The organism is Nocardia sp. NPDC059229 (genome assembly GCF_042754165.1).
Lineage (GTDB): Bacteria > Actinomycetota > Actinomycetes > Mycobacteriales > Mycobacteriaceae > Nocardia.
Window position 1 is genome coordinate 187326 of the sequence record NZ_JBHZAK010000008.1, and the last position, 21341, is coordinate 208666.

Annotated in this window: 17 protein-coding genes; all 17 read right to left on the reverse strand. The window is 69.8% G+C overall.

Annotated features, from left to right (window positions below; genetic code table 11):
- Window positions 1-1725 carry a class I adenylate-forming enzyme family protein gene (locus ACFXHE_RS20275; protein WP_379385115.1) on the reverse strand — a complete coding sequence of 575 codons (1725 nt, stop codon included), beginning with the start codon at window positions 1723-1725 and terminating at the stop codon, window positions 1-3.
- Window positions 1726-1793: 68 nt separating this feature from the next.
- Window positions 1794-2978 (reverse strand): acetyl-CoA C-acyltransferase, encoded by a 1185-nt coding sequence (locus ACFXHE_RS20280; protein WP_379385117.1) that lies wholly within the window; start codon window positions 2976-2978, stop codon window positions 1794-1796.
- Entirely contained in the window at window positions 2971-4179 is a 1209-nt protein-coding gene (locus ACFXHE_RS20285; RefSeq protein WP_379385118.1) for an LLM class flavin-dependent oxidoreductase, read from the reverse strand. Before ACFXHE_RS20285 ends, ACFXHE_RS20280 begins: the two co-directional genes overlap by 8 nt.
- 14 nt (window positions 4180-4193) lie before the next feature.
- A complete protein-coding gene (locus tag ACFXHE_RS20290; protein ID WP_379385120.1) occupies window positions 4194-5654 on the reverse strand; it encodes a carotenoid oxygenase family protein in 1461 nt (486 codons plus the stop codon).
- Window positions 5655-5723: 69 nt separating this feature from the next.
- Window positions 5724-6638: a winged helix-turn-helix transcriptional regulator gene (locus tag ACFXHE_RS20295; protein WP_379385122.1), complete on the reverse strand. Its 915-nt coding sequence runs from the start codon at window positions 6636-6638 to the stop codon at window positions 5724-5726.
- A 44-nt stretch (window positions 6639-6682) separates the two neighbouring features.
- On the reverse strand, window positions 6683-8635 hold the full coding sequence (locus ACFXHE_RS20300; RefSeq protein ID WP_379385124.1) for an MFS transporter: 1953 nt from the start codon (window positions 8633-8635) through the stop codon (window positions 6683-6685).
- A gap of 206 nt (window positions 8636-8841) precedes the next feature.
- Entirely contained in the window at window positions 8842-10245 is a 1404-nt protein-coding gene (locus ACFXHE_RS20305; RefSeq protein WP_379385126.1) for an FAD-dependent monooxygenase, read from the reverse strand.
- Complete coding sequence (locus tag ACFXHE_RS20310; RefSeq protein WP_379385127.1) at window positions 10242-10847, reverse strand: TetR/AcrR family transcriptional regulator; 606 nt, start codon at window positions 10845-10847, stop codon at window positions 10242-10244. The genes ACFXHE_RS20305 and ACFXHE_RS20310 overlap by 4 nt, the downstream gene beginning before the upstream one ends.
- Entirely contained in the window at window positions 10844-11653 is an 810-nt protein-coding gene (locus ACFXHE_RS20315; RefSeq protein WP_379385129.1) for an alpha/beta hydrolase fold domain-containing protein, read from the reverse strand. Before ACFXHE_RS20315 ends, ACFXHE_RS20310 begins: the two co-directional genes overlap by 4 nt.
- A gap of 317 nt (window positions 11654-11970) precedes the next feature.
- Entirely contained in the window at window positions 11971-13122 is a 1152-nt protein-coding gene (locus ACFXHE_RS20320; protein WP_379385131.1) for a serine hydrolase domain-containing protein, read from the reverse strand.
- A 108-nt stretch (window positions 13123-13230) separates the two neighbouring features.
- Window positions 13231-14733 carry a hypothetical protein gene (locus ACFXHE_RS20325; RefSeq protein WP_379385133.1) on the reverse strand — a complete coding sequence of 501 codons (1503 nt, stop codon included), beginning with the start codon at window positions 14731-14733 and terminating at the stop codon, window positions 13231-13233.
- A gap of 151 nt (window positions 14734-14884) precedes the next feature.
- Window positions 14885-16750, reverse strand: a complete 1866-nt coding sequence (gene iolD, locus ACFXHE_RS20330) for a 3D-(3,5/4)-trihydroxycyclohexane-1,2-dione acylhydrolase (decyclizing) (protein ID WP_379385135.1) — start codon at window positions 16748-16750, stop codon at window positions 14885-14887.
- Window positions 16747-17649, reverse strand: coding sequence for a 5-deoxy-glucuronate isomerase (gene iolB, locus ACFXHE_RS20335; RefSeq protein WP_379385137.1), 903 nt, complete (start codon window positions 17647-17649; stop codon window positions 16747-16749). Before iolB ends, iolD begins: the two co-directional genes overlap by 4 nt.
- A complete protein-coding gene (locus tag ACFXHE_RS20340; RefSeq protein ID WP_379385139.1) occupies window positions 17646-18539 on the reverse strand; it encodes an aldolase in 894 nt (297 codons plus the stop codon). Before ACFXHE_RS20340 ends, iolB begins: the two co-directional genes overlap by 4 nt.
- Window positions 18530-19468 carry a 5-dehydro-2-deoxygluconokinase gene (gene iolC, locus ACFXHE_RS20345; RefSeq protein ID WP_379385141.1) on the reverse strand — a complete coding sequence of 313 codons (939 nt, stop codon included), beginning with the start codon at window positions 19466-19468 and terminating at the stop codon, window positions 18530-18532. The genes ACFXHE_RS20340 and iolC overlap by 10 nt, the downstream gene beginning before the upstream one ends.
- A complete protein-coding gene (locus ACFXHE_RS20350; protein WP_379385143.1) occupies window positions 19465-20277 on the reverse strand; it encodes an ATP-binding cassette domain-containing protein in 813 nt (270 codons plus the stop codon). The genes iolC and ACFXHE_RS20350 overlap by 4 nt, the downstream gene beginning before the upstream one ends.
- On the reverse strand, window positions 20274-21329 hold the full coding sequence (locus ACFXHE_RS20355) for an ABC transporter permease (protein ID WP_379385145.1): 1056 nt from the start codon (window positions 21327-21329) through the stop codon (window positions 20274-20276). The genes ACFXHE_RS20350 and ACFXHE_RS20355 overlap by 4 nt, the downstream gene beginning before the upstream one ends.
- Between the last annotated feature and the right edge of the window lie 12 nt (window positions 21330-21341).

Sequence of the window (21341 nt, forward strand, 5' to 3'; positions counted from 1 at the left end):
TCAGAGCCGGGCGCGTAGTTCCCGGCGCAGCAGTTTGCCGACCGGATTGCGCGGGAGCGTGTCGGTGAGCTCCAGGCGCTCGGGCAGTTTGAACGAGGCGACCTCGCGGGCCTGCAGATGCTCGACCAGGTCGGTGAGGGTCACGGTGGCGCCGGGCGCGGGAACGACCACGGCACAGCATTTTTCGCCGAGCACCGCGTCGGGGTAGCCGACCACGGCGACATCCGCGATCGCGGGATGGTCGATGAGCAGGCCCTCGATCTCGGCGGGCGCGATGTTCATGCCGCCGCGGATGATGATCTCCTTCACCCGGTCGACGAAGCGCAGGTACCGGCCGCCGTCGCCGCATCGTTCGAAAACGTCACCGCTGCACAGGTATCCCTCGTCGTCGAAGGGTTCGGCGGTGGCGGTGCCGGGCAGGTAGCCGGCGAAGACGGCCGGGCCGCGCAGGCGCAGTTCGCCGCGTCCGCCGATCTCGGTGACCGTCGCCCCGGTGGTGACGTCGACCAGTTTCACCGCCGTCCGTTCCGCCAGTCTGGTGGACCAGCGCACCCCGGCCGCACCGTAATACGGCAGATGCTGGGCGCGCAGAGTGGGATCCGGTAGATCGGCCGGTGCGCCCAGCAGGCTCACTCCCTCGTTGGATCCGAAGAAGTTGATCACCTGGATACCCAGTTCCTCCTGCCAGCGGCGCACCACCGGCGGCGGCAGCGGCGCTCCGCCCGAGCCGACCGTGCGCAGCGAGGACAGGTCGGCCCGGGCACGCAGGGCGTCGTTCTGCAGCAGCATGGTGAGCAGGGCGGGCGGCATGCTCGTGTGGGTGACCCGGTGCTCGGCGAGCTGCCGGAAGAACACGGGCAGATCCAATGGGTGATGCTGGACCAGATGCCCGCCCGCCAGCAGCCACGGTAGGAACGAGCCCGCGAATCCGGCCATGTTCACCATGGGAAAGGGGTTGAGCACCACCGAATCCGGGGTCATGCCGAGCCCGTCCTGGACGCCGCCCGCCACCGCGAGCCAGTCGCCGTGGCAGCGCGGAATGCCCTTGGGCGCGGCTTCGGTGCCGCTGGTCCAGCAGATGGTGATGCGATCGTTGACGGTGACGGTGAGCGCACAGGTGTAGTCGCGCACCCGCTTGCGGGCAGCTGCGCCGACCGGGCCATCGAGGGCGATCGCCTGCTCCGGCACTCCCGGCCCGAAGGCGAAGACAGCGCCCTGCCCGCCGATAACGGTCAGGGCCTCCGCCGCGAGTGCCCGATCTCCCAGCGCCCCAACGGTAATGACGGCCTCGGCCGCGGTCGCCGCGACAATGCCCGACAGCTCGTGCCGCCGGAAGGACGCCGGCATCGTCGTGGCCACCGCGCCCAGCCGCCACAGTGCGAGGTATACAGCGGTCAGGGCGATCGAGTTGGGCAGTTGGATCGCGACGGTGGAGCCCTGGCGAATCCCGTTGGCCAGCAGGACCGCCGCGATATCGGTGACGTGGTCGTCGAGTTCGCGCCAGGTGAGAGTGCGCGGGTGCGCGCCGGTCAGGTCCGCCAGGTTGGCCGGGTCGGTGATGGCGGGCGCGTCGGGGGCCTCGGTGACGCGGTGGCGGAAGACGTCGGGAATCGTCTCGGGCTGCCACCAGCCGCGCTCGAGGTAGGTGCGCACGGTGTCCGCCGGATGGCAGGCGTGCACCGGGCGGGCGGGGGACGTCGTTGCGGAGGAGGAGATTTCGACCATCGGAGTTCCCTGGTGATGAGTTGGTCCGGTGACGGCGCAGCTGGTCCGGTGACGGCGCGGGCCGCGGGTCAGGTCATGCGGCGCAGCACCACGGCCGAGCCGAGCCCGAGCGCGGCGGGAATGGCGACCAGCGCGTGCTCGCCGTCGCGGCGGCGCAGCTCGTCCAGCGCCTGGGCGATGAGGATCCCGCCGGTCGCACCGAGCGGATGCCCGACCGCCACCGCACCGCCGGACGGATTCACCCGGGCCGCGTCCACTCCGAGCTCACGCATGAGCACCAGCGGTGTGACGGCGAAGGATTCGTTCACCTCGATCACATCCAGCTGCGCGGGCGAGATGCCCGCCCGCTGCAGGGCCACCCGGGCCGCACTGGTCGGCGCGGTCAGCAGCGGTGAGCGGACGGCCGTCTGGGCCGTGCCCACGATCTGCGCCACCGGCGGCCGCCCGAGCATGTGCTCGGCGCGCCGATTGCCCAGCAGCAGCGCCGAAGCCCCGTCGGCCAGTTGCGGCGCGGTGGCAATGGTGTGCAGCCCGGCGACGGGACGCCGCGCCTGCGGCGTCCGGCGGGCCACCCGCTCCCACGACGGATCGGCTCCGAACAGGGTGGGCAGCGCGGCGAAGGCCGACGCGCACGCGTCCGGCCGCGCGCCCTCGTCGGCGGCGAGGAGCACGGTGCCGCCCTTGCGTGCCGGGATCACCGACGCCGATGTGGCTGCGCCGCTGGCCTTTCGATGCGACCGCACCGCGAAGGCGTCCAGCTCCGGCCGGGTGATGCCGTACTCGGCCGCCGTGAGATCCGCCGACACCCCGATGGTGACGAACCCGGTCCGCTCCCCGAGATCGGCGTCCCCGGCGATGGCCGGCCGATCCGCCAGCATCGGCACCCGCGACATCGACTCCACCCCGCCCGCGACGATCACATCCGCGAACCCGGCCGCCACCCGTGCCGCCGCGCCCTCCACCGCGTCCAGACCGGAACAGCAGAGCCGCGAAACCACGGCCCCCGGCACGGAATCCGGCCATCCCGCCCACAACACCGCGGCCCGGGCCACATTCGCGCCCTGCTCCCCCACCGCGGTACTCACCCCGACCAGCACGTCGTCGACCGCTGCCGGCGGACAGCCCCGCTCCTCCAGCGCCGCTAGCAACTGCCCGAACAACTCGTACGGCGGAACCTCTGCCAAGGTGCCCCCACCCTTGCGCACCCGCCCCCGCGGCAGCCGCACCGCGTCATAGACGAACGCCTCACTCATCGATATGCCTCCGCTGTTCTGCCGACTCCGGGTCGGACTCTTCTCCGCCAGTCTCCGGCACTCCGGGGCCCGAACCCGTAACGATCCCGGTGAGCGCGTCGAGGGTCCGATATCCGGCCGGGTCGTCGGCCGTCGTCACCGGGACGATGACCACCTCGTCGGCCCCCGCGGCCCCGTACTCGCCCAGGCGGGCCGCCACTGTTCGGGTATCGCCGAACATGCCTACGGCTGCGGGCAATTCATCCGGAATGGCCGCCAGCACCGCACGCGGATGAGCTCCGCCGTGCGCCAGCCGGACCACGTCCCCGAATCCGGCCTCGGTGAACATGGCGTCATACCCGGGGGCGCGCAGGTATCCGACGACACCCTGCCGGACGGTCGTGTACATGTCGGGGTCGGGATCCGCGGCCGCGATCACCCACACGGAGACCGGCGGTGCCGCGCGCCCGGCCCGCGCGGCGAATTCGCCTATCGCGGTGACACATCGGGCAACCTGGGCCGGGGTCACCAGATTCAGCACCACCCGATCGGCCCAGCGCGCCGCGACCTCCAGCGCCCGCTCGCCGAAGGCCGCGACAATGATCTCGCCGCCGGTCGACGTGCCGACAGCGGGGAGCCGCGACCAATGTTCTCGGCCATGGCCGTTCGAGGACGTCCGGCCGTGCTCGGATCCCACACTGGGCCGGCCGATCTCGGCGGACCCATCCGGTCCGTACACGCTGCGGGCCAGGGTCTGGCGCAGGGCGGGCAGGCGGAGGCGGAATCCTCGTATGCGTTCGATCAGGCCGTCGTATTCGGCCTTATCCCCGGCGAGCAGGGCCCGCACGATGCGGGTCGTCTCCTCCAGATGCCGTGCGGTGCGGTGCCTTCGGCGGCCGTGCCAGTCGCGAACCACCACCGTGCTGGAGGTGCCGAGGGCGATGTCGACCGGGCGGCCGGTGAGGGCGGCGACGGAGGCCGTCCCCATGGCGATGGTCGCGGGGCTGCGGACGCCGACGGCGAGCGGGCCGAGGCACAGCGGGATCCGGCCGGGGGCCCGTCCGATGGCGGTGGCCAGGGCGAAAGCGTCGAAGGTCGCCATCTCGCCGACCCAGAGACGGTGGAAGCCGAGCTTGTCGGCGGCCTCGGCCACCAGCAGGGCGTCCAGGGGTTCGCGGTTCTGCCAGTACGGGAGGCTGACACTCAGATGTGGAAGGGGCACGCGGGCAACCTTTTTCAGGAGAGCGGGCGGGCGGCGGCGCGCATGCGCTCCCCGCTGACCCAGGTGGCGTGGAAGCCGAGCGGGACCCGGACCGGCAGGCCGAGGCGGCACACGGGGCCCGCGGTGAGGTCGGCGGCGTCGTAGATCCACACCTCGCCGAGGCCGGTGTGGTTGTTGTGGGCGAACATGGTGAGCCAGGCGTCGTCCTCGGCGGTGCCGCCGGGGCGCGGGACCACGGTGAGCTCACTGCCGAAGATACCGTCGCCGAAGGGCGCGGTCTGCTTTGCGCCCGTGCGGATGTCGTACTTGATGACGGCGTCGAAGATCATGGTGCGATCGACCGACAGCCGCATCTGATACGAGTAGCGGCCCGCGCGGCCGGTACGGCCCTGATCGATGGCGGGGAACTCGGTGTTGACGTCGTCCATGACCTCCTCGCTGGTGGCGCCCGTGCGGAGGTTGAAGCGGTACCTGTGCAGCTTGGCCTCCGGCCGCAGATAGGCCAGCAGCTGGGCCAGGGGGTGAGCGCGGTCGGACACCGGGCTGGGTTCGGAGACCCGGCAGACCACCAGGACGATCTCCTCGCCCTCCTCCCAGGAATTGACGGTGTGGTAGATGTAGCCGGATTCGGCCTCGAACCACTTCGCCTGCGCCCCTTCGCCATACCGCGGCAGCACCGCGAACCGGCTGGGCAGCGTGCGGTCGAAGAAGATCTTGAAGCGGCCGGCCGCGGCCGCGCGTGGATCGTTGTAGAGCGGCAGATCCATGAGGATCGAATGGTTCTCGGTGATCGCCATGTCGTGCGGCAGACGCGGGCCGGGTAGTTCCAGCCCGGTGAAATGCGTGACGGTGCCGCCCGGGTCGGCCACCCCGTAGCGCAGATACGGCGAATGGATGCCGTAATCGAAGAACAGCAGTTCCTCGGTGCGCTCGTCCACCTTGGCGTGCGCCGACACCTCGCCGCGCAGGGTGCCCTGGAAGGTGTCGACGCCACGGGTCTCGAGGCTGACAGGGTCGAGCGCGTAGGGCTTGCCCGCCCGGTACCACAGGGCCAGCAGATTGCCGTGGTGGTAGACGACATCGGTATTGGCCGCATTGCGTTCGCGGCGATCACCGGGCGGATTGCGGTCCCAGGGTTCGATCACGCCGCGCCACAACGCGGTTCCCGCCGCGTGCTCGGCATCGAACTCACCCGTGCGGATGAAGCGGTTGCGGTAGGTGGCCCGGCCGTTCTCGAAGTGGACCGCGTGCAGCATGCCGTCGCCGTCGAACCAGTGGTAGCGGCCGATCGGGGCGAACTGCGGATTGGGGCCGTTGCGGACGTAGACGCCGTCGAGGTCGGCCGGCAGTTCTCCGTGCAGCACAGTCAGATTCGTGGCAGTGGTCTCCTGCGCGCAGGGCGCGTACGGGCCTTCCAGATACGGGTTGGTGAGCGCCTCGGCGGCGGGAGCGATGAGTTCTTCGTTGAGCGGCATACGAGGCCTCCAGCGACCGGGAGTCGACACCCGGCGAGATTCACTACAGTTAATGAAGTGATACGCGTCTCACTGTGGGCTGTCAAGGGCCGGGCGCGCGGCCGGCGGCTCGAAGCGCACGTCCCGCCGGCCGAGCACGGCCGCGCAGCCCCGGCAGCGCAGCGCGGGGCCCAGCGCCGCGCCGCATTCCTTGTGCCGGAGGCTCAGACCGGGTTCCGGGGTCTCGGGATGTGCGCGCTGGGACCAGGCCAGCAGGAAGGCGAAGACCCCGAACAGCGCCCGCCCGCGCGGGGTCAGCCGATAGTCGCGCCCGTCCGGCTCGGGCCGCTGCAGGATGCCCACGTCCACCAGGCGCGCCAGCCGCTCGGTGAGCGTGGTCGGCGAGATGCCCAGTGCCGCACGGAAATCCGAGAACCGCCGCACCCCGGCCAGGGCCAGCCCGGTGACGGCCGCGCTCCACCGGTCGCCGATGGCCTCCATGATCTCGTCGAAACGCGCGTCGCCGCGGGCGAGCGTGGCCGCCCGCACCGAGCGCCGGCGGCCGGAGGTGAGGCGCCACAGCGCATCCCGATCCAGTTCCACCTCGGTGTCGTGGGCGGTGACGTCGCGGCCGCAGCCCCGGCACATGACGACCGGCGGGCCGCGATGCCCGCACCGGGTGTGCGTGAACTCCGGCAGCAGCGCCCACTCGGCCGTCCACTCCCGCTGCCAGGACCAGACGCACACCAGGATCTCCCAGGTCGCCAAACCCAGGTCGGTGAGCCGGTATTCGTAGCGATCGGCCGAGCCCGGCCGGGGCGTGCGCACCAGCACCCCGGCATCGACGAGCGCCGCCAGCCGGGCGGTGAGCACGGCGGGCGGCGCTGCGGTGCGATCGGCCCACTGGGTGAACCGGCGCGCGTGGTCGACGAAAGCGTGCCGCAGGATCGTCAGCGTCAGGCGATCGCCGAGCAGATCGAACGTCGCGGCTACCGGATTCGTCACTTCAATAACTGTACTTCATGGGCGGGGACCTGTACGGTTTCTGCCTACTCGGTCATGGTCGCCAGCTCACGCTCCACGGCCACGTCGTGCTCGGCCGCCTCCTCGGCCGCCTTCTTCGGGCTCCAGTGTCCGGCCATGATGAACACGAACGGGATGAAGCAGATCTGCGCGACCAGGCAGATCCACCACCAGCGCTTCCACTGCTTGGGCGAGTCGATCTGGGCCTGCTTCACGTCCTGGCCGTGCGCGGACAGATAGGCGAGATCGTCGGCGGGTATGGCGCTCACGGCCTTGAGCTTGGCGCTCGCCGCCGTCAGGCCCGGTCCGGTCTGGGACGCCACCGCGAGCTGATCGACCGGAACCTTCTGCGCGGCGGTGATCCGGGCGATGGCCTGATCCGGCGGGATGTTGAACTTCTTCGCGACCTGACCGACCGCGGTCGCCGCGCTGGCCTGATCGTTCGGGTTCGTCATCAGCTTCACCAGGACCTGCGTGTCGATGGCCTGGAGCGTGGCCAGCTCGTCCGGGTACTTGGCATTGAGTTCGACGGTGGTCTTCACATCCGAGGCGGAGTCGCCGGTCAGCTTCACCAGTGCGGCGACCTGTGCCGCTTCGTCATTCGGATTCTTACCCAGGGCCGTGAGCGTATCCGCGCCGACGGTCTGGATGGTGGCGATCTCCTCGTGGTACTTGGCATTGATCGTCTGCAGCCGCGGACCGTAGTTCACCAGCGTGCCCGCGGCGGTGACCACGAACAGCAGACCCAGCAGCACGAACGTCACCACGGTCCGCAGCACGCCGCCCCAGACCGCGAGCCCGACCGCCGTCGCCGCCGGATTCCGCTTCTCCACCGTCTCGGTGAAACTCGCCATCCAGGTGGAGTAGGCGATGCCGGTGCCGACGGCGGTGAAGCTCATGACTGCCGCGAAGGTGTAGTAGTCGGTTCCCGGTTTGTCGGTGTAGCTGAGGAACAGGTAGCAGCCGATGATGCTGATGATCGCGCCGAAGACCATGAACGGTTTGCGCACCTTCATCGCGTCGGACACGATGCCGGTCAGCACCAGTGAGATGGCGGAGGCGATCCAGTACCAGTTGCCCAGCGAATTGGCCTGTGCGGCGGTGAAGCCGAAGTTGGTCGCCATGTAGACCGGCAGGAACGAGACGATGGTGTAGAAGAACGCCAGGAAGATCGAGATGGCCAGCGCCGAGCCGACGATGTCGAGATGCATCATCTGCTTCCACTGATTGCGTTCCAGCGCCTCGACATCCAGTCCGCGCGCCCGTGCCTCGATCAGCGCCTTGTCGCGTAGCGACACCATGATCTGGTCGCGCAGTCTCGGACTGAGCTCACGCAACCCGATCAGGCCGAACACCGAGATCACGGTGCAGATCACGCCGGCCAGCCGGTAGTGGAACTGCCAGTCCGGGTGGGCGTCGAGGGTGTGCGTGGAGATCTCGGTGGTGACCAGCGCGCCCAGCACCGGGCCGAGGGTCCAGAACCCCATGGCGGAGGCGCGATCCAGCTGCGGCGAGAAGTCGCGCACCAGCGCGGGCGTGGCCACCAGCACCGCGCCCTCGACGATGCTGATCATGCAGTAAACGGCCAGGTACGCCTCTTTGGTCGTGCACTGCGGTTGCGCGAACAGCGTGAGCAGCGAGGTGATCACCGTGCCGTAGGCGACGATATTGGCCCGCCCCCACCGGTCGAGCAACCCGGTCACCACCGAGGCCACGGCCCCGAAGGCCGCGCCGATGATGAAGATGCCGACGAAGTACCGGAAGCTCAGATTGAAGTAGGCGATCAGCTGATTACCGACCGCGCCCGACACGAACAGCTGATAGTACAGCGCGACCGACACGACGACAACGAGGAACAGATACCAGGATCGGGCGGGCGTTTCCGGATAGTGCGGCAGCTTGCGCCGCCACAGCCCGGTGACCAGCGTCGGCGGGGGAAAGTCCGCGGCCGGGTGTACCGCGGTCGGTGTGCTACTCATGTTCGAGACGCCTTTCTCTCCACGGCGTTTCGCGCAGCCGAAAAGCCCTTCGCGACGCAGCACGAGCAGCCGGGTGACAACAGGGTAGCGGTCATGAGTGACTTGAATCACTGTTACCGAAATCCGCACTGGACAGTTGTGACAAATTGCGTGTTCCAGACACTCGCAGCGAGGTTGCCGAATGGCCCGGAAACGCACCCCCGAACTCACCGCCGTAGGTATTTCCCGATGACCTCGGCGGATTCGCTGATCGCGCCGACATAGCCGTCGGGGCGGACCAGGACGTAGGTGCCCGGGGCCACGTCGTAGCACTCGCCTACCGGCACAGCGATCGCGGGAACGCCGAGGTCGGGTGTGGGGGCGTCGAAGGCCAGCAGGGTGTGATGCGGTCCGCGGAAGGCATCGAAAAGCCTTGTGCCGGAGGAGGAAAGTCCGTCGGGGGCACGGTCCCCGGCGCGGAGCTCGCCCGGTTCGCCGCGGTCGTCGAGCGCCAGCGGACCGTTGCGGTAGGTGATGTCGAGCTGGTGGATGGCCGGTGCCCCGCCACCGTGGAAGTCCTGCCGGTGCAGCTGTGTGGTCAGGCCCAGCACAGCCGACGCGACCGGCATTCGTTCGGCCGTATAGGTGTCCAGCAGTTGCGGGTCCGCACCGGCCTGCACGGCCGCGAGTTTCCAGCCGAGGTTGTAGGCGTCCTGCACCCCGGTGTTGAGGCCCTGTCCCCCGGCCGAGGAATGCACGTGGGCGGCGTCGCCCGCCAGCAGCACCCGGCCCACCCTATACCGGTCGACCATGCGGACGCTCACCCGGTACAGCGAGATCCATCGCAGATCGTGCAGGTGGATGTCGGTGCGGCCGGAGCGGTCCGCGCACAGCCGGCGCACCCCGTCCAGGGTCAGGTCCGGCACCTGGTCGGCGGGCATCGAGGCGACGAACTGGCAGTGGTCGCTGTCCGGCAGGTTCCACAGCGAGAAGCGGTCGCCCACAGCGCCGTTCCCGGTCAGGATGTGACAGAACCGGCCGTCCAGACCGTCGGCGCGCACGTCACCGATCAGGGTGCGTTCGGTCTCGAAGGTGTCGCCCGCGAAACCGACGCCGAGCGCCTTCCGTACGGTGCTGTGTCCGCCGTCCGCGGCGACGAGATAGTCGGCGCGAATCTCACCGTCTGCAGTGTGCGCTGTGACGCCGGTGGAATCCTGTGTGACACCGATGATTTCGGTGTTCCACTCGACCTGCCCGCCGAGTTCGGTCAGGTGGGCGTGCAGGATTTCCTCGGTCCGCCATTGCGGAACGAGCCAGGTGTCGGGATAGGGCACCGCCGGTGAGGCAGTGAGGCCCGGAGCGCCGAGCATCTCGGAGACCGTGCGCTCCCACACCACCTCCCGCCCGTGGTACAGGCGGAATTTCGGGAAGGGCTCGCCGCCGGCCTGGATGGCGTCGAGCACGCCGAGGTCCTCGAACACCTCGAGGGTGCGCGGTTGCAGACCCTTGGCCCGCGAACCCGGGAAGACTCCGGCGGCCTTGTCGACGATGCGGAACGGGACGTGATGGCGGGCCAGGTCGCAGGCCAGGGTGAGCCCGGTCGGGCCGGCGCCGACGATCAGAACGGTCACTGCGTGGTTCCTCGATGCTGGAGTAGGACGAGTAGGACGTCGTCGACGAGGCGGTCGATGAAGGCGGTATCGAAGGGGGCGCCGATCTGCAACTGGCGCATGATCATTGCCTCGGCCACGTCGTGGATGAGTTCGGTATCGGTGTCCCCGGGTAGCTCGCCACGGACGATCGCGCGGTGCAGCGCGTCGTGGAACGGGGACAGCTCCTCGTTCTCCGTGTGCTCCCGCAGCGCGGCGGCCAGCTCCGGATCATGACGCATGGCGGCGATCAGGCCTTCGATCATCGCGGCGATCTGGTCGGACGCCTTGTCGCGCAATGTTTCCAGCACCGCCACCAGATCGCCGCGCAAGCTGCCGGTATCCGGGATGTCGGCATTCTGCTGGGCGTCGTGGGCGTCCAGCGCCGCCTTGATCAGCTCGGCCTTGTTGCGCCAGCGGCGATAGATGGTCGCCTTGCTGGCATTGGCACGCGCGGCCACCGCGTCCATGGTCAATGCCGGGTAGCCGCGCTCGGCGACCAGGTCCACCGTTGCCGCCAAGATCGCGTCGACACGCTGTTGTCCTCTAACCACGACTGAAGAGTACGACACGGTTTCGTTCACCCCGCTGATCCCGGTACTCGCGACAGGCCCCGATCGATCCCGCCGACACCGACGACGAAGGCGGCGATCTCGTCGAGTGCGCGCCGCGCCTCGGGAATCGGGAACAGCGGCCAGACGTGCGGCATCCCCGGATACTCGCGCCAGGTCAGCGGAAAGCCCAACGCTGTCGCCTTCGACCAGAGCCGATGGGCGTCGGCACCGAGGATCTCGCGCGTCCCACTGAAGAGGGCGATCGGCGGCAGCCCGTCGAGACTCCCGAACAGCGGGCTGACCACGGGGTCACTCAGGTCGAGATCACCGGCGAACATCCGGGTCAGCACTCGTAGCCCGCGGGCGGGGATGATCGGGTCGATCCGGTCGAGTTCGTCGATCACCGGATCGCTGACGGTCGCATCCACCAGCGGCGAGAGCAGGACCAGCCGCGCAGGCGCGGGGAGTCCGCGGTCGCGGGCCTGCATCGCCAGGGACAGCGCGAGGTTGCCGCCCGAGGAATCACCCATGAGCGTCAACTCGTCGCCGGATGCCCGGTCGGCATAGAGAGATATCAGCCACGCGAAGATCTCCCGGGCGGTGTGCTCGGGTGCCAGCGGATACATCGGAACAGTCACCGAACAGTCCAGCAGCTCCACCAGTTTCGCGATCGTCTCCCAGTGCGGGTCGGTGATGGGCCGCACCCAGCCGCCCCCGTGCAGGTACAGCACTCGCCGCCGAGGCTGCCCGGATCGCGGACCCAGGACATGGACGCCGTGTCCCTCGAACTCCTCCTCCCGCACGTCCAGCCGCGCCCGGAGCGCGGCCGATGGCACGGCGGGACCCTTCCGCCGATCCGCCGCGATCGACCGCCGAATCCGCTCGTCTCCGTCGAGACCACGCCGAACACACAGCACTCGCATCGCGCACATCATCAGATGCGCTCTAACACTGGACATTTCAATCCTCCCCGCACGCCGATCATCAGGACTCCTGAAGTGTACGAAACCGTTTCGTACACTTCAATCCTCGTAGCGCACTTTGCAGCTCAGCCGGCACTCGGCGCGCATCGAGACTTCCTGACGGAGTGGCCGGACCGCGCCGCATACAGGGGTGCCGGATGGTTACGCCATCCGACATCCGGGCCTCCCGGTTACAGGGCGCTGTAGGTGGCGGCGACCAGGTCGTGGGCGCGGCGATCACCGGAGAGCCAGTCGCGGCGCAGGTTCGGAGTAAAGGCGATCGCGACACGGTTGCCGAGGTCGCCGAGGCCGAGTGCACCGCCCGCGCCCGGGTGGCCGAACGCCGAGGACCGGGCAGGCTCGGGGAGGATGAAGTTCTCACACGGGAGCATGTATCCGAGCCCGAAGGCGCTCTCCAGCAACAACACCGAGTCGGGACCGCGCACCTGCTCACGCACCGCGTCGCGCAACACGGCCATGGGCAGCAGGGCGCCGCTCACCAGGTCGCTGTAGAAGCGGGCCAGCGCGCGAGCGGTGGTGACCAGGCCGGAGGCAGGCCAGCCGCCCGCCAGGACCTCCGGCTTGTTGTACGAGCCAACGGGATTCGTGGAGGCGCGCATCGCGAGTGAGCCGGGGTCGCGGTACGCGGCGGCCATCCTGGTGACGGTATCCGCGAGAATCGGCCCGGGGTCGGTCCAGGCCATCTCCCGAGCGGGCGGGAAGGCGGTGCGCGCGGACTGTCGCGCGACGTAGGGCGGCGCGCCGATCCACAGCTCCTCGCCGAAACGGCGGCGCACGTAGTCGCCGACCGTGGATTCCGTGTGCCTGCGGACGAATTCGCCGACCAGCCACCCGAAGGTCAGCGCGTGATAGCCGTGTTCGGCGCCGGGCGACCAGATCGGCTGCTGCGCCGCCAGCAGCGCTGCCATGGCCGCCGGATCCGCGGCCTCCTCGACCGAGACCGGGCGGTCGAAGGCCGGCAGCCCGGCGCGGTGGGCCAGCAGGTCGGCGAGCGTCGTCGATTCCTTGCCCGCCGCACCGTATTCCGGCCACCAGGTCGTCACCGGTTCACCCCAGCCGATTCCCCGGTCGTGGGCCACGGCGAGGGCGGCCGTGGCGGTGAGGGCCTTGGTGCAGGAGAAGGTCACCACGGGGGTGTCCCGCTCCCAGAGCCTGTTCGCCCGCGCATCCGCCACGCCGCCCCACAGATCGACGACCGCCCGCCCGTCCACGAAAACGGCGACCGCCGCCCCCGCGTTCCGCCCGTCGGCGAAGCTCGATTCGAACACCTCGCGCACAGCCCGGAAGGCGGGATCGACCTCGCCCTTCACGAATCCGTTCACGACCGAATTAGAACACGTTCTAGTTTTCTAGGCCAGTGCCCAGCACGACATGCGCCGACACCGGATACCTCGTGGAGATATCCGGTGGGGCAGCGAACAGCTCGCCGACTACTCGTCGACGCCGCGGAAATACAGGATGTTGGAGCCGTGCGACGCAAGCGGCCCGGCCTCGGCGGCCTGGCGAATACCACTGCCGGGCAGGCAGGTGAGCTTGGTGAACATGGTGGTATTGCCGAACGCGGAGCGGACCTGCGTCTCGGAGGCGTAGTCCGCGCCGTAGTCGGACAGGGCCTTGAAATCCAACGGTGCCAGCGGCTTTTCGAGCGGCGTCTGGGCCGCGGGAAGACCGAGGGCCGCGTACTGGGTGGCGGCGCCGCCTTCGTACCAGCACAGCTCGTAGGACATCTGCTCGGTGGTGGTGACGCTGACGACCGGCCACTCCTGCGACAGGCGCAGCGCCAGCGGGTGCCGGCCGACAGGAGCCACCTCCCAGTTCAGGCTCTTCACCGAGACCCAGTGCTCGGAGACCTTCTCGATCAGGACCACGTCCCCGCCGAGTCGTTCGGCGCGGTTGGGCTCGGGTTCGGGTGTGCTCCAGTGCTTTTCGTCGACGCCGAGATACGCCGAGCTGGGCACGGGTTGCGCGCCGTCCGCGGTGTAGGCGGCGAGGATGGCCGCGCGCACCAGGGTGACGGCATTGCGCGAGGAGCAGCGCACGCTCAGCGCGCCGAAGGAGGTGCTGATCTCCACCGGTTTGGACGGCTGGTCCGGCAGCGCGCCCGCGGCGATCGGCTTGAGGCCGACCAGCGCCAGCTGCCAGTTGATCTCCTCGATGGTGGCCAGGTCACCGGCCGTCTGATAGAGGATCTGCTGCTGGGTCAGGTAGCCCGCGCGTTCGAGGGTGGCGCATTCCAGCTTGCGCAGGGCGGTGACGGTCTTGCTGGTGAATCCGATGTCCTCGACCCGGATTTCGCGCAGCCGCTGCGTCATGGCCGGGGTGGTGACACCCGCGTAGCACTCGCGGTACATGGCCAGCGCCTGCTTGCGCTGGCGGCCCACCATGAGGGTGCGCAGCAGGGTGTTCAGCGAGGCGAGGTAGCGGTTGGCCTGATCCGGGTCGGCGGCGAAGAGCCCGGCACGGATACGCACCGCGTCCTCCCCCGCCGCGACCGCGGCCTTGGGGTCCAGCCGGCACAGCCACACGCTGCACTTGGACAGCGCGTCCGCGGACGCGCCCGCCGCGAGCGGATAGTTCTGCGCCACATGCCGATACGCCTGGCAGGCATTGCGGATGGTGGAGGTGGCCAGCTCTCGGTGCCCGATGGTGCGGGCGGCCTGTTCGAACAACCGCAGCGCCTCGGTCATCTCGGCGGCGAAGGGCGCGGTGACATGCCCGGCGGTGAGCCAGCGCAGCCGGATGAGCACCGCCTCCTGCGCGGGCTCCAGGGCCGAGGCCGACCGATCCCGCTGGGCCGGGTCGTTCTTGGTGGCCATGAGCGCGCGGGCGAGCTCGCACAGCGAGGTGGCCAGTGCCAGCTCGGTTTCGGGCGTCCGGTCCCGCGCGGCCCCGCGATCCGCGGCCACCTGGCGCTCGATGGCGCTGAGATCCATTGCGACCTTCAAACTCCCGTAACCCGTGCACGCGCCTTCCCGATCGGCGACCGTCCGCGTGTTTGCGCCGAGTCTGCCATATATTCGGCGCGCGGGTCGCCCAACCGGCGGGATGCCCGGATTTCCGAGCACCAGCGCGTGGCGGCGTCGATCATTCGGAACGCGTGTAGCGCAGTTGCCCGGGCTTGTTCCGGTCGTATTCGGCGCGTCCCGAGAGATGCTGCGGCACACCGACTTCCCACCAGGCGCCGGCCTCGGTCCAGGTCGACGGGCGGGTGCGCACCACCACGACCGCGGGCCGCTGCCCGGTGCGGGCGGCGTCGCGGGCGCCGGTGTAGGCGTCGCGGAACTCGCCGAGTTCGCTCGCGGTGAACACCGCGCAACCCAATGCCCGCGCGTGCGCGGCGAAGTCGACCCGGGGCGGGGTGGCGTGATTGGTGCGGCAATCCGCGTAGAAGTTGTTGAAGGGCTCGGCCCCCTGTCCCTGCTGCAGTCGCGCGATGACCGCGTACCCGTCGTTGTCACAGACCACCGCGACCAGCGGATGCCCGGCGAAGGCGGCGGAGAAGAGCTCGGAGTTGAGCATGAGGTAGGAACCGTCCCCGAGCAGGGTGGTGACCAGGCCCTCCGGTTCCGCGGCGCCGGATTGCGCCCGGGCCAGCGCCGCGCCCCAGGCTCCGGCGAGCTCGTATCCCATACAGGAGAAGCCGTATTCGACATCCATGGTCGGTACGCCACCGGCCGCGCGCCAGCCGCCCACCAGTTCGCCGGGCAGCCCGCCGGAGGCGGTCACGACGTAGTCGGAGGCGCCGCTGAGATCGTTCACGGCGCCGACGATCTGCGCATAGCTGGGCGTCCCCGGCGTCGGCGCGCGCAGTTTGTCGATGTGCGCGTCCCAGTCCGCCCGGACCGCGGCGGCCCGTGCCGTCCAGTCCGGGTCGGCGAGCCACTCGCCGACTTCGGGTTCCAGATCGCGCAGCGTGGCGTCGGCATCGCCGACCACGGCCAGCGCGCCGTGCTTCACGGCGTCGAAGCGGGCGGTATTGATATGGACCAGACGGACTTCCGGCGCGAAGACGGTCCAGGACGCGGTGGTGAAGTCCTGCAGGCGGGTGCCGACCGCCAGCACCACGTCCGCCGCCGCCGCGAGGGTATTGGCCGACGCCGCACCGGTGATGCCCAGCGGTCCCGCGTACAACGGATGGTCGTGCGGGACCAGCGTGCGGCCCGCGGTCGTCTCGGTCACCGGAATCCCGTGGCGCTGAGCGAATTCCAGCGCCTGCCCGCCCGCACCCGAGTACCGGACGCCACCGCCGAGGACGAGCAGGGGACGCTTCGTGTCGCGCAGGACGCGGGCGGCCTCGGTGATGCCGCGCCGGTCCGGCCGTGGGCGCGGCACGTGATGGACGACCGGCACGAACAGGGCGTCCGGAAAGTCGTAGGTCTCGGCCTGCACGTCCTGCGGCAGGGCCAGCACCACGGGGCCGGCCTCGGCGGGGTCGGTGAGGATCCGCGCCGCCTGCGGCAGGGTCGCGAGCAGTTGCTCGGGCCGGGTGATCCGGTCGAAATAGCGGCTCACCGGACGAAACGCGTCGTTGACCGTGACGGTGGGGTCGCCGAAATGCTCGACCTGCTGCAGCACCGGATCGGGCGCGCGACTGACGAAGGTGTCCCCGGGGAGCAGCAGCACGGGCAGCCGATTCGCGTGTGCCACACCGGCGGCCGTCACCATGTTCAGCGCGCCCGGCCCGATCGAGGAGGTGGCGATCCCGACCTGCCGCCGCTGCGTGGCCTTGGCCAGCCCGACCGCCGCCAGGGCCATGCCCTCCTCGGTGTGCCCGCGCCACAGCGGCAGCTCGTCGCGATGCTCGGCCAGCGCGGTCCCGAGGCCGAGCACATTGCCGTGCCCGAAGATGCCGAAAGCCGCGGGGAACAGCGGCACTTCGTCGCCCTCGAGGGTTTCCGAGCGCTGGGCGATCAGCCAGGTCACCATGGCCTGCGCAGTCGTGAGCCTCATGCGAGCCGTCCTTCGTGGGAGGTGACCGGGCACCGGTGATCCGCTGCCTGGCTCGCCCATGCCGCCCGTATCCAGGCGTGCGCGGGGTCGTCGCAGAAGGCCATGGATCGCTCGGGCGCGGGCCCGGCCAGCACGTTCAGGTAGTACATGGGGTACCCGGGCGCGGCCGTGCACGGACCGTGATAGCCGTGCGGCACCAGGAACACATCGCCGTCCCGGACCGCCACGGTCTCGTCGAGCGATCCATCGGCGGTGTAGATGTGGTGCATCCCGAAACCCTCGGGCCCCGTACTGATTCCGTCACGCCCGGCAATGCGGAAGTAATAGATCTCCTCGTTGACGACCTCGCACTCGGAGGCCTCGTCATGCTTGTGCGGCGGATACGAGGACCAGTTCCCGTCGGGCGTGAGCAGCTCGCACGCGTTGAGCTTCTCGGCGTGCGTCCACGCGCCCGGCGTCCCGAAGTTGGTGACCTGCCGCGTCGCCCGCCCCGCCCCGCGCACCTCGACCGGAACCCGTTCGGCCGGACCGTATTTCGGGTCCAGCCGTTTCGTGCAGCGCGCCATCGGCAGCGCCACCTCGATCCCGTCCACCGTCGTCAGCTCCACCTCCGCGTCGCGCGGCACATAGGCGAAGTCGGTCACGCGGGTGAAAACCGAATCCCGCCCGGCGAGTTCGAACACCAGCCCGTCCACCCGCACGGTGCACGCCCCGGCCAACGGCAGCACGAACGCCTCGAACTCCCCGGTGCTCACCACTCGCCGCTCCCCCGCCGCCAACCGCAGCACCCGCAACCCGGCGTAGGCCCAGCCCGCGTCCTCCGGAGTCAGCAGCACGGGATCGCCCGAATCCGCCAGCGTTCCAGCCGGTCGATGCAGGTCCTTCATCACCGAGCTCATCGCGCCGCCTCCAGCACCTGGGCGGCGGCCTGCACCGCGCCGGCGACATCCCCGTCCGGTGGGTAGAGCAGGCTGCGGCCCACCACCAGGCCGCGCGCGACATCGTGGCGCAGCGCGGCGCCCCAGGAGGCGAGATCGGATTCCGGGTCGCCGGAGGGCGCACCGCCGAGGATGACGACGGGAAGTGTGGTGGCATCGAGCACCGAGACATCCTCGGGCGCAGGGATTTTCAGCCACGTGTAGGCGGAGGTGACCCCTAGACCGGAGGCGACGGTAATGGCTCGCTGCAGTGAGGCGGAGTCCTTGTGCATGGTCAGCGCACCGTCGGCGTCGCGGGCGTAGGGCAAGGGTTCCACCATGGCCATGAGCCCGTGTTCGGCCAGTTCGGAGACCGCGCGGGCGCAGGCCTCCAGGGTCGGGATGGTGCCGGGATCCGAATCGACCAGGCGCAGCAGCATTTTCCCGCCGTCGAGGCGGTACTTCACCAGCGCTTCGGCGTCGTAGCCGGTGAAGCGGTCGTCGATCTCCCAGTCGGCGCCCGCCAGCCCGCCGCGGTTCATGGAGCCGATGACGATCTTCTCGTGCACGGCGTCCAGCAGCAGCAACTCCTCCACGATGTCGGGCGAGCCGAGCACGCCGTCGACGGCGGGGTTGGCCAGCGCGATGAGCAGCCGTTCCAGCAGGGTGCGGCGGTCGGCCATGGCGGTGCGGTCGGTGCCGACGCCGAGCGCGCCGCGGGCCGGGTGGTCGGCGGCCACCAGGAACAGGGTGCCCCGGTCCGACAGCAGGTTCGCGCGTCGCCGCCGGTCGGCGTAGGCGCGCCGGACGGCCTCGGGGTCCGTGGCGCGGGTGTGCAGCAGTTCGTACCACCGCGCATCGTTCAGGTGCACAGCATCTCCTCGATCTCGGCATCGGTCGGCATGGCATCGGCGCAGGCCAGCCGCGATGCCACCAGCGCGCCGGCGGCATTGGCGTAGGCGGCCAGGCGATGCGGAGCCCAGCCGGACAGCAGCCCGTGGATGAGCGCGCCCCCGAATCCGTCGCCCGCGCCCAGCCCGCACAGCACCTCCACCCGGCAGGGCGGCACCGTCCAGCGCTCGGACTCGGTGGCGATGAGCACGCCCTCCGCGCCGCGTTTGACCACGGCCAGCCGGACTCCGCGGGCCAGCAGCCGGTCCGCGGCCGCGTCGGGGTCGGCGGTGCCGACCGCCACCTCCACCTCGGTCCGGTTGCCCACCACCACATTCACGTGATCGACCATCCAGCCGATCTCGGCGCGCGCGGTCGCCGCATCGGGCCAGAACATGGGCCGGTAGTCCAGATCCAGCACGGTGTGCCCGCGCCGGGCCCGGCGTTCCAGGATGGCCCGCTGGGTGGTGCGGCCGGGTTCGGCGCTCACCCCGGTCCCGGTCACCCACAGCAGGGGCACGGAATCGACCACGTCCCAGGGGATCTCGTCCTCGGTGAGGGTGAGGTCCGGCGCGATGGGCGCGCGATAGAACAGCAGCGGCGGGTCCGCGGGCGGCTTCAGTTCGCAGAACACCACCGGCGTCTGCAGTCCCGCCGCCGTCCCCACGTACCGTGCCGACACCCCGAACCCTTCGAGGGCGTCGCGCACGAAATCCCCGAACCCGTCCGGCCCGACCTTGGTGAGCACCGCAGTGCGGCGGCCCAGCCGCGCCGCCGCCACCGCCACATTGGTGGCCGTGCCGCCGAGGAACTTCGCGAAGGTCGTCACCTCGGCGAGCGGCACCCCGCTCTGCTCGGGGTAGAGGTCGACACCCACCCGGCCGATCGTCAGCACCTCCAGCTCGGTCACGGCACCACCCGCTCCAATTCGTGTTGCAGCGCCTCGAGTTCGGCGCCGCCGGCCATCTGCCGGGTCAGCTCGGTGAGATCGATCGCGGACTTCTCGTAGCTGCCGAGTGTGGCGCCCCGTTTGAGGAGCAGGAAGCGGTCGCCGACCGGGTAGGCGTGATGCGGGTTGTGCGTGATGAGCACGACGCCCAGTCCGCGATCGCGCGCCTGCACGACATATCGCAGCACCACACCGGCCTGCTTCACGCCCAGGGCCGCGGTCGGCTCGTCGAGGATGAGGACCTTGGCCCCGTAGTGCACCGCCCGCGCGATGGCCACGCACTGGCGCTGACCGCCGGACAGCGTGCCGACCGGCTGCTCCAGATCGGGGATGTCGATCCCCATGTCCGCCAGACCTTTTCGCGCGATGTCCTGCGCCTGCCCGCGGTCCAGCAGCTCGAGCGGGCCATAGCGCTTGACCGGCTCGGAGCCGAGCACGAAGTTGCGCCACACGCTCATCAGCGGCACCACCGCCAGATCCTGGTAGACGGTGGCGATGCCGAGATCCAGCGCCGCACGCGGCGAGGACAACCGCATCGATTGCCCCTCGATGCGCAGCTCCCCGGCGTCGTGCTGGTGCACGCCCGCCAGGATCTTGATCAGCGTCGATTTGCCCGCGCCGTTGTCGCCCAGCACGCAGGTGACCTCACCGGCTCTCACCACCGTCGACACGTCGCGCAGCGCCACCACGCCGCCGTAACTCTTTCCGATACCGACCGTTTCGATGAGCGGCACCGCGGTCCCGGCGCTGTCGTTGTCCGTCGCGGTCATCGGCGTACCCTTTCCGCCCGCTTCTTGAATGCGTTGTTGACCAGCACGGCCGAGAACAGCAGCACGCCGAGGAACAGCATGAACCAGTCGCTGTTCCAGCCCGCCAGTACGATGCCCTGCCGCGCCATGCCGAAGATGAGCGCCCCGATGGCCGCGCCCACCACCGAACCGAACCCGCCGGTGAGCAGGCAGCCGCCGATCACCGCGGCGATGATGTACTGGAATTCCAGTCCCACACCCTGATTGGCCTGCACACTGGCGAACCGCAGGAGGTTGCACGCGCCCACGATCCAGCCCGCGAACGCGGTGGTCATGAACAGCAGGATCTTGGTGCGGGTGGCCGGCACGCCCACCGCGCGGGCGGTGGGCAGCGAGCCGCCGACCGCGAAGATCCAGTTGCCGAACCGGGTGCGCGCCAACACGATCGCCGCGATGGCGGTGACCACGATCCACCACACCACCGACGCCTGGATGCTGGCATTGCCGATCTTGGTGGTGGAGGCGAAAACCCAACCGGCGGACTGATATCCGTCCGCGCCGCGCACGCCCGACACCTGTACGGTGCCGGTGGCCCAGCGTGTCACACCGAGATTCAGGCCCTGCAATGCCAGGAAGGTGCCCAGCGTGACGATGAAGCTCGGCAACCCGGTGCGCATCACCACCCACCCGTTGAGCGCACCCACCATGAGCGCGAACGCCAGCGAAACCACCAGCGCGAGCCACACATTCCAGCCTGCGTGCACCGCCAGCAGCCCGGTGATCAGTGCGGTGGAGGCGGTCATCACGCCGGTGGACAGGTCGAATTCGCCGCCGATCATGAGCATGGCGACCGCCACCGCCATGATGCCGAGCGTGGAGGCATCGTCCAGCCAGGTCGAAATGCCCAGTGGCTTCAGGAATTTCGTGGTGACGAGACCGAAGAACACGAAGACCACCGCCGCGCCCAGCAGCGCGCCCACCTCGGGGCGGGCCACCAGCCGGTTGAGGATGGCCAGCCGATCCGGCGGCGGCGAGACCGTCGTGGTCTCGGATGTCGTTGTCGTCGTTGTCATCTCATCGTCTCC